Below are 12,510 nucleotides of genomic sequence, written 5' to 3' on the forward strand. Positions count from 1 at the left end.
TCGGGGCTTTTTTTATTCTTTTATTTTTGAACGAATCCTTACGGAACCAGGCGCAATTCAACCCGGCGGTTTTTCGTCAAACCAGCGCGGGAGTTGTCACCGATGGGTTTGAACGATCCGAAGTAGTCGATGATAATGCGGTTGGCATCATTCAGACCTTGTTTCACCAGGTAGTTCTTAACGGCTTCAACACGACGGCGCGACAGCGCGATGTTGTACCGGTCAGAAGCACGGCGGTCAGCATGACCCGACAGTTGCAGACGGCATTGCGTTTTGTTCAGCAATTCAACCACCTTGTTCAGCATGTCGTAGTACTGCGGCTTGATGATGTTTTTGTCAGTATCGAAAGCCACATTGGTCAGGATTTCGGCACAGGCAATACCCGGCAGAGCAGCACTTACGTACTTATCGAAGTCGATGGCTTCACCCGCACCGGAAACAATGCTACCAGCCGGTGTGTTGGGTTGACGGTCGAAGTAATCCGAAACACCGTCGTTATCCGTATCCATCAACAAACGGGGGTCGATGTCCTTAGGCCGATTGGCTTTGGCGACCGAGTCGATTTGTTCCAGCGTCAGGATGACCGGCGGTTTGATCAGGTTACGAGGATCGGTCCAGCGAAGGTGGTACGTCCCTTTGGTCGTATCGTATTCGTACTTGCCGTTCACTTTCTGAACCTTGATCGCGTTCTTGCCTAGCTTGTAGGTAACCGATACAGCTGCGTAGCCCCACTTGTCCAGGTTAGACTCTCCTTTGCGTTCGAAAGCGTTGTCAAATTGTCCGCGGGTGCCGAATCCGTCGAAATAACTTGAACTGTTTCCACCGACGGTGGCATCGATCCGGTCGGTGTTGACGTTTGAAAACCGGAAGTCCAGACCCACATCGAACCGGGAGCTCACTTCGTAGTTAACGGCCAGACCAACGGGGATCACCCAGTCTTTTTCGTATTTGGCCTCACGCAGAATACCATCGCCATTGTTGGTTTTGGTCCAGCGACGGACGCGGCCGGTTCCTAATTCGTAGGCGGTTGATTTGAAGAACATCACACCCAAACCCGTGTAAGCATCAACCTTCCAACGCTTCATTTTATTAATACCAAACAGCAGACTTTTCAGGTTAACACTTCCCGTCAAGTCGGTTTGGATGAAGTTTGATCGAAAATAAGAATAATACAGCCGGCGCTTCATACCGACCAGATTACCGAACTGCCCATCGAGCTGGAGGCCAAACAGATGAGATAATTGCTTCCCGACGGCTACCCCAAAAAACGCCGACTTGCGTTCGTTGTAGCTGTCAAATCCGGTTTTCGAAACCGGATAGAAGTCATATTCCCTCAGGTCTCCAAAGAATTGAGTGGGTCCGCCCATGACAGAAACTGACCAGGTGTTCAGTTTTGCAGGACCTTCATACGAGGCTTTCGGGTTATACTGGGCACTGGCACCTGTCGCTGCCAGAAGAGCCAGTCCCATTGCCCTTACGAACAGGGATACTTTTTTCATACTTATCAGGTTATTGTTTGACAGTTAATAAACCATTGAGTGTGGTGAAACAACTTGTGTCGGTTACTTTAGCCGGTCGTTTTATGCAACTTTCAACGCTTTGCCGCAAAACTATAGATTTTCGCTTAGTTTACAAACAAGACACTGGTAGTTTACAAACAAGTTACCGTCCGCTTTGTTCAATTCATAGGGTTTCGTTTTACCGGCACAAGAAAAACAGGATTTGGCTACCATCAAAGGCGTTGCATCAGTTTTTTTGTCATACTGGCCTTCCATTTAACGAAATTTCCGGTATTGATCTCCCGCCGGGCCTCTTTCACTAACCATAAATAAAAGGTAAGGTTTTGAAGACTCGCAATTTGTGCCCCTAAAATTTCTTCGGACTTGATTAAGTGCCTTAAATACGCCTTAGAGTAACATGTTCCGGCATAACCGCCCAGTTCGGCGTCGATCGGACTAAAATCATCTTTCCACCGTTCATTCTTAATAGTAATGATCCCCTGGGTGGTATACAGAACCCCGTGCCGGGCATTGCGTGTGGGCATCACGCAGTCGAACATATCGATGCCCAGGGCGATGGCTTCGAGGATGTTTTCGGGCGTTCCGACCCCCATCAGATACCGGGGTTTATCAGACGGCAGAATGGCATTGACCTGCTCGATGGTCGTATACATTTCCTCCGCCGGTTCGCCCACTGCCAGCCCGCCGATGGCGTTTCCGTCCCGCTGCTGTTCGGCCACAAATTCGGCCGACTGCTGCCGGAGGTCCTTGTACGTACTGCCCTGAACGATAGGAAATAAGGTTTGCCGATAGCCGTATTTCCCTTCCGTGGCGTCAAACCGGTCGATGCAGCGGGTCAGCCAGCGGTGCGTCATTTCCATCGACGCCCGGGCGTAGCCATACTCACACGGATACGGTGTGCATTCGTCGAACGCCATGATGATGTCGGCCCCGATGATTCGTTGAATATCCATGACACCCTCCGGCGTAAACACATGTTTGGAGCCGTCAATGTGCGACTTAAACGTGACCCCCTCTTCTTTTATTTTCCGGGTATTGGACAACGAATACACCTGATACCCTCCGCTGTCGGTCAGAATCGGGCGCTCCCAGCCGTTGAACCGGTGTAGTCCACCGGCTTTCTCCAGAATGTCGAGGCCGGGGCGCAAATACAAATGGTAGGTGTTTCCCAGAATAATTTCTGCTTTGACGTCCGCTACCAATTCGCGCTGGTGAACCGCTTTCACCGTTCCAGCCGTTCCAACGGGCATAAAAATGGGCGTCTCGATCAACCCGTGGTCGGTGGTGATGAGTCCCGTTCGCGCCTTTGAGTGGGGGTCGGTTGCCTGTAAGGTAAATTGCATGATGGGTCGCTTTACGATCTTTTGCCTGCAAAGGTGGAAAGTCCGGCGACCAAAATCAAAATATGTATATTTGCCACCGTATTCCAATTTGGCCTTGCAGCCCTTTATTTCCGTCGTTTCGTGGTCTTTATCGTGCTGGTTGTGTGTTTATTATCCGTAGGCATACAACTTCTGTATATTCTTGGCATTTTTTCCCGACTGGCTTTCTATTCCGACCCGGACGAAAGCGGGTCGCCGGACGGTGCGGCTTCGCTCAGACTGCTGGCCAGCTCCCCCGCCGTCGATCCGCCGGTGAGCATCATCGTGTGTGCCTGGAATGAACTGGAAAACCTGCGGACGTTGCTGCCCCTGCTCGACGACCAGATCTATCCGGATTTTGAAGTGCTGGTGATGGACGACCGGTCGAGTGACGGCACGAAAGAGTTTCTGGAAAAATCCGCCGACCGCTTCGAACACGTCCGCGTTATCCGGATCGACCGGGAACACGATCACGTGACGCCCAAAAAATACGCCCTGACCACCGGCATTCGCAGTGCCGCCCACGACCTCATTCTGCTGACCGACGCCGACTGTCAACCCGCGGGCGACTATTGGCTGGCGGGCATGGTGACGCAACTGGACCGGCCGAACAAAGAAATTGTGCTGGGTTTTGGTCCCTACAAACGCCGGAAAAAGCACGGCTGGATCAACCGGCTGATCCGCTACGAAACCCTGTTTACGGCGGTTCAGTACCTGTCGATGGCGCTGGCGGGTCTGCCGTATATGGGCGTGGGTCGAAATCTGATGTACCGGCGGCAATTATTTCTGGAAAACAAGGGTTTTTATTCCCACATCCGGGTGTTGGGGGGCGACGACGATTTGTTTATCAACGAAGTAGCCACCGCCCGAAACGTTGCAATTAGTGTGCATCCGGCTACCTTTACGTATTCGAAGCCGAAGGAAACCTTTGCCGAGTGGTGGCACCAGAAACAGCGGCATTTGTCGGTGGGCAAGCATTACAAAACCCGCAACAAATTCCTGCTGGGGCTTTTGTCCCTCTCCCACGTGCTGACCTGGCTCACGGGCCCCATCATTGGTTTGATCACCTTGATGACGGTTTTGAATACCGGTTTGTCCGGTATGCTGAGCCAACCCGACGGCCAACTGTTGCTGATCGCCAGCGGGTTGTTTGGGTTCCGGCTGCTGGCCTTCTGGGCCATTGTCGGGCGGATCAGCTACCGGCTGGGCCACACCGTCGACTGGATGGCCATACCGGTTCTGGATCTGACGATGGGAATTTATTACGGCATCATGGGCGTTGTCACCCTGCGACCACGGCGTAAAAACCGCATTATGAAGTGGAAATAGAATGATGAATGATGAACGATGGATGATGAACGGTGGACGACTAAAATCAGTTGTGCCAGCCATTCATCATTCATCATTCATCGTTCATCGTTCATAATTCATACCTACTTTTGGACCTGATTAAAAAATACTTTCCCGACTTAACCGCGCGGCAACTGGAGCAGTTTGCGGCTTTGGATGACTTGTACCGGCACTGGAACGCTCAGATCAACGTCATCTCGCGGCAGGACATCGACTCGCTGTACGAGAAACACGTGCTGCATTCGCTCGGCATTGCCAAAGTCATTCAGTTTGTGCCCGGCACCGAAATTCTGGACGTTGGCACCGGGGGCGGTTTTCCGGGGATTCCGCTGGCGATTCTGTTTCCGCTCGTCGATTTCCATCTGGTCGACAGCATTGGCAAAAAAATCAAGGTGGTGACGGAAATCAGTTCGGCGCTGGGGCTGACCAACGTGAAGGCGGAGCAGGCCCGGGTGGAGCATCTGGAATCCACCTACGATTTTGTGGTCAGCCGGGCGGTAACGCGCCTGCAACCGTTTCTGGGCTGGGTGCGCTACAAGATTCTGAAAACCGGCAACAATAAACTTCGGAATGGGGTTTTGTACCTGAAAGGCGGGGACGTCAGCGAAGAGCTGGCGGAAGTAAAGGAGAAACACCGGATTTACGAATTATCCACGTATTTTGACGAACCGTTTTTCGAAACCAAGAAGGTCATTTATCTACCCAAATAATCGTTCAACAGTTGGGGCGTTCCCGACGCAAAGGCTATGGCAGAAGTTTTCAAATCCAGCGGTTTCAAAGATCCCATCAACCGCGACGTTGTTGAATTCAACGACAAGGGGGTGACATTCCGCGTCAACAAGTTGATTGGCGGCACCGACAGTTTTGTTTTTTACGGCGACATTTCGGGCGTAGAGATCGACAACGGGCTGTTTTTTTCCACGATCCGGATCATTCCGCGGGCTCGGCCCGAAATTATCATCAAGAATTTCACGCGGGGTGACGCCCGCCAGATCAAGGAGTTAATTCTGACGCGGGTGCCTACGTTGGGCTCTTCGGCGGTCTAAAGCGAAAGTTCTTGTGGATTTTTGCAGAAAATGTTTGCAAGAGTTCTTCCGGACACTTACTTTTGCACCCACAAAACACTCCCGAATAGCTCAGTCGGTTAGAGCATCTGACTGTTAATCAGAGGGTCGCTGGTTCGAGCCCAGCTTCGGGAGCAAAAAGCCTCAAATCGCGAGATTTGGGGCTTTTTTTATTATCCATGTATATTATTTTGTCTCTATTCTTGTAATTGATTATATGATTCCCTCTATTTGAGTATAATCCTCCTAAACCATGAGCAACTTTATCCAAGTAGATTTAGAAAACTGGATTCGATCCATCAAACTAAAGGAAAGCCAGTTTCTATTTCCATTATATGAGGTTGTAATAAATGCAATCCAAGCAATACATGAAAGAAATACTAATGAAGGTCGCATTGACATTTTTATCAGGCGCAAATTAATTAATCAGTTGACTATTATTGGCAGCGATGATTCTTTAGGTGAAATTATTGGATTTGAGGTTATAGATAATGGTGTTGGCTTCAATGAAGAAAATCGAAATTCATTTGGTATTGCCTATACTGGACATAAAGCAAAACTTGGTTGTAAAGGAATTGGCAGGTTCCTTTCTTTAGCAATGTTTAACAGAATTGAAGTTGATAGCACATATTTAGGGCCCAACATACTGCATTTCCAACGAAGAAGCTTTCATTTCGATGCGATAAATAAAATTCATAAAGAAAATGTTATTGATACAAAAGATCGTGAATATAAAACATTAGTTAAGTTGATAGGTATAAGAGATCAATTTAAGAAAACCACCCATGCAAGTACTATTGCAAATAATTTATTACATCATTGTTTAATTTATTTTATTAGTGGAAACCAACCATTTATTAGCATAATAGATGAATCTGTTAATGAGCTTATTGAATTAAATTCATTGTTTTATGATTCCTTCAAAATTGAAGACAATGAAGAAAATGTAAAAATTAAGAATGAAACATTTAGGATAAATTATGTAAAAAACTATATTAAGGTTGGAAGCGCACATAAAATTCATTATTGTGGAGATAGTAGGGAGGTAGATACCGAAGGTTTATCTAGGTATATACCTGTTCTTGAGAAGAAAATATCAGATCAAAACGGGAATTATTTTATTTCTGTTTATGTAAACAGTCCATATTTAGATCGAAACTTAACTCCATTAAGAGATGAGTTTATAATCCCAAAATCTGAAAAAGATAAAGATGCATTTAATTTAGTTTCATTTCCTGAAATTGGAGAAGAAATAAGTAAAAAAGTAAAGCAACAGTTTAGTGATGAAATTGATGATTTAACCAATATTCATAGAGAAAAGTATAGAAACTATATTTTTGAACAGGGCTTAGAATATAGGCATTTATTACAAGATGAATCCATTTTAGATACTCTTAGACCAGGAAACACCGACAAAGAGAAAGACCTTGAGCTTCATAAGCTGAATTTTGACTTAGAACATAAACAACGAATTAAAGTAGATCAATTTCTCAATATCAAGGATATAAAAAACTCAGAAGAATATAAAGAGTTACTAAAGGATATAATAAAAGATGAAAATAAAATAGGAGAATCGAAGTTAATAAACTATATGCTTCATAGAAAAACAGTTCTAAAAGTACTTGGTAAATTCATTGAAATACAAGAGGATGGGGAATTTAAATTTGAAGCTGAAATTCATGATATTATTTTTTTAAGAGATAAAACTAATGATCAAATTGCCTTCAACAAGCATAATTTATGGATTCTAGATGAAAGAGTCGCTTATACTAAATATATAGCGTCAGACAAACGTTTAAAAGAAACAGATTTTCTCTATTCTGAAAGTGATAAAAAACCAGATCTACTTATTTATGATAATAAATTTGTCTACGGTGAAGGGAACTCATCTATCGTCATATTTGAATTTAAAAGACCAATGCGATCTTATTACACACAAGAAGAAAAAAATGTAGGTAATCAAATAAAAAAGTATATTAAAGATTTAATGCTAGGAAAAGCACTTGATTATAGAGGGAGAATTGCAAATATAAATAAAGACACTCCAAAATTTGGATATATCATTTGTGACTATAACAATGATATTTATAATGAATTAGATTTGGAGGGATATAAAAGAACGCCAAAGGGCACATTATTTAAATATGAAGAAGGATTAAATCTATTCATTGAAGTGATGAACTATGAACAACTACTTGAAGATGCCAATATGAGACATAGAGCTTTCTTTTCAATGCTAGGGATTACTGGAATTTAGATATTAGTATTATTAATTAATCGTTTTCTATTTCTTAAATGTGCCTTCTGGCAACCTTGGCAACAAAAAGACGTATCAACTCGCCTTGCTTCAAAATCTCTTTCGCAGTAAAGGCATTTTTTTCTATAGAACATCCCCTTAATGGTATAAGAGCTTGTTCCATAATCCGGGTCGTAGTTATGGATTCGTTTATTCTTCTGGACTTTTTTGAATCCATAATTTCGTAAACCATTTTTGTCTTGGATGATGTTCTCTTTTTTCATTTTAGTACGCGTTATAAACTTGTTAATGGTTCGTTAATGGTTTCTAAGTGATGTGTTGCAACCTTCAAATACACTTGAAAAGTGCTTGTAAAGCGGTCTAAAAGCGCCTGAAAAGCGGTCTAAAAGTGCTTTAATTGTGATTCTGTACGTAGTATTCATTATAATCCTTGAATGAAGCATACTGAGATGAACAATCATTAACCTGCAAATCTTCAGCTCTAAGCTTTTCATTTGCCCTCTTTCCCGCCTTGTCATTATCAAAGAAAGTATTTACTAATTGGTATTGCCTGAGAATGGGTAATGTACCTTGAAGCAAGGAAAGTGTATTCAGTACAATGGTAGGATTTTTTAAGTGGATGGTATTATGATGTTGACAACAAGTGAGAAAATCAAAGAATCCTTCAAACACGTTTATAGCTCCGTTCGGTTTACCCGAAATGGTTGTAAAATATTTCGGTGATGTTCCTCCTTTGAAGTATAGGCTACGTAATTCAAATCCTCCTTTGTCATTTGGAAATCCAATCGCGTAAAAATGCTTTTTATTCACTCTGTAGTGGATTTCCTTTAAATATTGGCTAGCCACTTCATTTGAAATCTTCCGGCTCTTTATATATGCCATTAAAGCCCTGTTTTGTATCGACAGGACGCTTATTATCTCAAGACTTGAATTGCTACTAACTTGATTTAGATTTTGGCCGCTAAAAGAAAAAGGAATGGCATTACTTGATCCTGCAAATTCTTTTAGGATTTGAACAGCTTTACCAAATGAGCAGTTTTGAAGGTATTGTACTAAACGGATTATATCGCCTTTTTCTCCCATTCCGCTAAAATCGTGGAAAACGTTTTTAACCGGTTCAACCATGAAGGATGGAGAATTTTCCTGATAACGGGGCGAATAATAAACTAACTCCTTACCCTGCTTTCTTACAGGCTGACAACCAATTTGATTTAGGTAATCAGTGATTGGGATATTTTTCAATTCTTCGATAATGCTTTTATCAATCATTTTTTTTTCTTTTAGCGGCTTAAATTTTACTTACTCGACTACTCACCTCATTACTGCCTTCATTATTAGCTCATTAATGCTGAAATATCGAGTAATCCTATTTTCTTCATTACTCGTAATTATGCTTTTTTACGAGTATTGAGTAATAGCGAGTGGAGTATTACTTACTCTTTAATAATAGATATTATTGGTTGATAATAAGTACTTTAGCTACTATCGAGTAATCGAGTAGGTATTATTTTGTTTTTGAAGAATGTAATACCCTTTTTCTGTGTACTTCTTATGGGTATTGTAACTTGAAACCTGCGGAAATCCCATTATTTGAAGTGCTTTACCAATTTGATTCCGGTAAAGCTTGAGACTTACTTTTGTCCGTAGATATTGCTCAATGTCTGCTGCTGTATAGAATTCCGCCCCCTGATCACCTTTTTCTGCTGGCTCGAAATACTTACTGATAATTTCCATTTCGGTTGTTGTCCGTAAGAATTTCCGGTTATACAGTTCCAAGGTTTTAATTTCTTCATTGGTCATGTCCGGCCCAAAAGAAGGATCGTTTAATAAGGCATAGGCTTGCGACCATACTTTATTCATATCGACCTGAGCCTTATATCCATTTGAGCCACCATTGTCATGCAGTATCTCTTTGACAATGAACGGTAACCAACGTACGTTACCGGTTTCATCCGTTAGAAATTCAAACTGGTTTGTACTAGCTACGAAACTTGCTTTTCGAGGATAGGCTATTTCTACATTTTGGAATAAGGGACGGTATTTAACTATCCCTTCAGATAGAATCGTCTTAAACTCATTATTTAATTCTTTTTTGTCGAATGAAGCTAGTTCATCGAGATTGATCATAAAATTTTGCACCAACGAAATCTTGCCATCTTTCGAACCAAAATCGAATCCTTTCTTGGCATTATTTTTTAAAGGAAAAGGAATTAGAAAGTCTAAAAAAGTAGTCTTTCCATCATTCTGCTTACCAACCAGGGTTAAACATTGCTTGTTAAATGAACCTGCGCCAATTGCTTGTCCCACACATCGAACCATCCACTTTTTGAACATTGCTTTCCACCACACGCTATCTTCTGTTTTTACGAAATTTGCTAAGTGGTCAATATAATCCGGCTGGCTAGCGTCCCATTTGGGTAAGTTTTGAAAATAGGCTGTGAAGGGGTCATATCTTGGAATCGTTTTTGAACAGAAAAGGGCTTTAAGCGCATCTTTGAACCCTTTCAGGCCATAATCATAAAGCTCTAATTCAACATCATATATATTCACTAACTCCCACTCAGTTGATTTTTTTGCCTTTCGTTCTAATTGATTCGAAACTACATCTACGCGGTAATCAAAGTCTGCAAATAAGTAATGTCGAATTCTGTAACTTATAGGCTGACTTTCAGCCTTTTGCTTGCTGTTTGAATTTGTTTCCATACATTTGTTCTATTGAAAAAATATTCTGAAAAGCCACTTCCTTTTAGGAGGTGGCTTTTTTGTTATACCGCTTGTTGATTCGGAGCTTCATTATCCTTGCGTATCTGATATTCCCGAATGTGCCGAATAACTGCTTCTTCACTCCGTTCAGTGTAGTATAGCTCGGTCGTACTGGTTTTTTTGTGGCCTAACATGGTGGCTACGCTGGTTAGCGGAACACCGTTCGCGATATAGTAAGAAGCGCAAGTTTTACGGGCTACATGGGTAGTTAATCGAACGGTAATATTACAAGCAGCTTGTATCTCCTTTAGAATACGATTCATTACCTGATTTGCATAAACGGGTAATAATCTTTTACGAAGGATACATTCTTGATTATCAGTGTATTTATCCAAAATCTGTAGGGCTTGCGGCACTACCGGAATAATACAGTCATTGTCATTTTTCCCCCGTTTAATCTTGATTAGTTGTTCGCCGTTTTGTAAAGAGAGTAGGTGCGAGGAATTAAGTCTACTCACATCCACATAAGCCAATCCGGTATAGCAACAGAATAGAAAAACATCCCGTACATAGTTGTATTCCCGGCTATGGAAAACCGTTTCCTGTAAAAGGTGAATATCCTTTTCCTTTAAGGCAATTACGGCTTTCCGTTCTCTTTTCGGACGAAAAAAGGCAAACGGGTTTTTCTCTAGCCATTCATTTGCAATAGCATAATTGAGCGTTCTTTTCAAAAACTCGGCGTGTAAAACAGCGTGATTGTGGCCGTGACCGTACGTCTTTTTGCAGAATGTTACTACTTGCTGTGCATCAATCGCCTTTAGATCAGAAAGCTTCAAATACGGGTTTTGCCGGTAGGTTAGAATATACTGCTTGATTCGTTCAACCAAATACCGCTTCTTTTCTACGGTTTTACGCTCAAAATCAATACCTGACAGAGATTCAAATTCATCTTTGTAGAATTTGTCCAGGCATTCGATAAGTGTTGGTTTATCTGGCTCAATACCTGATTTGTCAATAACTAGCTTCTTTATTTCCCGTAAATCGGGAGTTCGTTTAGTTAGAAGATAATCAGTGAAAGCGCGTTGAAAATCAGATCTTAAGCCCTGTAAATAGGCTGTGGCCGATTCGTCGTTAATCACAGTAAATGACTTAACATCGAGTTGTCGGGGGCTACATTTTAGACCGGAGCTAAAAGACTGACTTCGGCTATTGTAATGTAACTTTACATAAATAGCAGTACCCCTTTGGTACAGTTGAACCGTCAGACGCTTTATTCGGACGTTTTGATTAGAATCAGGTAAATGTTTTACCTTTGCCATAGTAGATTAATGTTGAAGACGTTAATTGAAAAGTGAAGCCCGATACCGTTGGCAGACGGTATCGGGCTATTTATTTACAGAAGTTTGCTTACAGGGATATTAAAATGACAAGCAATTGCCTGTAATTCATTACGTTGTGGCTCTAAATCACCTTTAAGAATTTTAGAAAAACGATGTTTATTGATACCCACGCTCTTGTAAAATTCCCTAGTCGGCTTAAATTGCAAGTTCGCTGGGAGAGCATCATTGATTAGTTCTTTAATTGGTGTTAATGCCATTGCTTTAATCTGTTTAAGTGTAAGTATCTGCCACAAACATAGACCTATTTTTGATATATATAAATATTGTCTAAAATATTTTAGACAATATTTATATAATTTAGAACCATTATAGACAAATTATGAATAAGATATATGAGAATATTAAAGCCATTAGAACAGCTAAAGGGCTAACACAAGACGATATTTCCAAGAAATTGGGGATGAAACAGAGCAACTATGCAAGAGTAGAAAAGGGACTAACCCAAATTACAATAGAACGACTTGACCAACTGGCAGAAGTGTTTGAAATGTCAGCCACCGCAATATTGAGCTATGAAGGAGGGACACAACCGACAAGTGAAGATGTTGAATATTATATAGCTCACTCAAGAAAGCTTGAAAAGCAGGTTGAATCGCTAAAGAAAAGAGTTACAGAACTAGAAGAAGAGGGTGTGGAAGATTGGGGAAGAAAAAACAATGAATTGAAAGGACAGAAAGCGAAAATTAAAGATTTGACTGAAAAGATAAAGGAAAAAGATAGCTTATTAAAAAGTAAAGAAAAAGATATTGAAAAATTAGACCGTCATATACAAACGCTTGAGAAAGTGATTGATACGCTGAGATTTAGTATAGAAGTAGCCAATGTAAAAGGTAGTAACTAAATAAATTGGTAAGA

General features: G+C 41.9%; 11 protein-coding genes and 1 tRNA gene. 6 read left to right on the plus strand and 6 right to left on the minus strand.

Annotated features, from left to right (window positions below; all coding sequences use genetic code 11):
• Positions 1-38: 38 nt before the first annotated feature.
• Positions 39-1,499 carry an OmpA family protein gene (locus F0P93_RS19885; protein WP_191908864.1) on the minus strand — a complete coding sequence of 487 codons (1,461 nt, stop codon included), beginning with the start codon at positions 1,497-1,499 and terminating at the stop codon, positions 39-41.
• A gap of 233 nt (positions 1,500-1,732) precedes the next feature.
• Complete coding sequence (gene tgt, locus F0P93_RS19890) at positions 1,733-2,863, minus strand: tRNA guanosine(34) transglycosylase Tgt (RefSeq protein WP_150879051.1); 1,131 nt, start codon at positions 2,861-2,863, stop codon at positions 1,733-1,735.
• A 141-nt stretch (positions 2,864-3,004) separates the two neighbouring features.
• Here tgt and F0P93_RS19895 point away from each other — a divergent pair, with 141 nt between their 5' ends.
• The 5 genes from F0P93_RS19895 to F0P93_RS19915 all read left to right on the plus strand — a co-directional run bounded on the left by F0P93_RS19895 (position 3,005) and on the right by F0P93_RS19915 (position 7,552).
• Positions 3,005-4,210: a glycosyltransferase gene (locus F0P93_RS19895; RefSeq protein WP_225309567.1), complete on the plus strand. Its 1,206-nt coding sequence runs from the start codon at positions 3,005-3,007 to the stop codon at positions 4,208-4,210.
• Between the two features lie 110 nt (positions 4,211-4,320).
• Positions 4,321-4,941 carry a 16S rRNA (guanine(527)-N(7))-methyltransferase RsmG gene (rsmG, locus tag F0P93_RS19900; protein WP_150879053.1) on the plus strand — a complete coding sequence of 207 codons (621 nt, stop codon included), beginning with the start codon at positions 4,321-4,323 and terminating at the stop codon, positions 4,939-4,941.
• Positions 4,942-4,977: 36 nt separating this feature from the next.
• The gene (locus F0P93_RS19905) at positions 4,978-5,277 is read left to right on the plus strand and encodes a PH domain-containing protein (RefSeq protein ID WP_114407125.1); all 300 of its coding nucleotides are present in this window, start codon (positions 4,978-4,980) and stop codon (positions 5,275-5,277) included.
• A 79-nt stretch (positions 5,278-5,356) separates the two neighbouring features.
• Positions 5,357-5,430, plus strand: a tRNA-Asn gene (locus F0P93_RS19910).
• Between the two features lie 118 nt (positions 5,431-5,548).
• Positions 5,549-7,552 (plus strand): ATP-binding protein, encoded by a 2,004-nt coding sequence (locus F0P93_RS19915; protein ID WP_150879055.1) that lies wholly within the window; start codon positions 5,549-5,551, stop codon positions 7,550-7,552.
• Positions 7,553-7,945: 393 nt separating this feature from the next.
• On the opposite strand, the gene F0P93_RS19920 is transcribed toward F0P93_RS19915, so the two are convergent.
• The 4 genes from F0P93_RS19920 to F0P93_RS19935 form a co-directional block, all read right to left on the minus strand.
• A complete protein-coding gene (locus F0P93_RS19920; RefSeq protein ID WP_150879057.1) occupies positions 7,946-8,821 on the minus strand; it encodes a DUF8464 domain-containing protein in 876 nt (291 codons plus the stop codon).
• A 213-nt stretch (positions 8,822-9,034) separates the two neighbouring features.
• On the minus strand, positions 9,035-10,255 hold the full coding sequence (locus tag F0P93_RS19925; RefSeq protein WP_150879059.1) for a VapE domain-containing protein: 1,221 nt from the start codon (positions 10,253-10,255) through the stop codon (positions 9,035-9,037).
• Positions 10,256-10,317: 62 nt separating this feature from the next.
• Complete coding sequence (locus tag F0P93_RS19930; protein WP_150879061.1) at positions 10,318-11,574, minus strand: site-specific integrase; 1,257 nt, start codon at positions 11,572-11,574, stop codon at positions 10,318-10,320.
• A 74-nt stretch (positions 11,575-11,648) separates the two neighbouring features.
• A complete protein-coding gene (locus F0P93_RS19935) occupies positions 11,649-11,852 on the minus strand; it encodes a hypothetical protein (RefSeq protein WP_150879063.1) in 204 nt (67 codons plus the stop codon).
• Positions 11,853-11,974: 122 nt separating this feature from the next.
• On the opposite strand from F0P93_RS19935, the gene F0P93_RS19940 reads away from it, so the two are divergent.
• Positions 11,975-12,496 carry a helix-turn-helix domain-containing protein gene (locus F0P93_RS19940; protein ID WP_150879065.1) on the plus strand — a complete coding sequence of 174 codons (522 nt, stop codon included), beginning with the start codon at positions 11,975-11,977 and terminating at the stop codon, positions 12,494-12,496.
• The last annotated feature ends 14 nt before the right edge of the window (positions 12,497-12,510 follow it).

This window comes from Larkinella humicola (assembly GCF_008727875.1).
Classification (GTDB): Bacteria; Bacteroidota; Bacteroidia; order Cytophagales; family Spirosomataceae; genus Larkinella; species Larkinella humicola.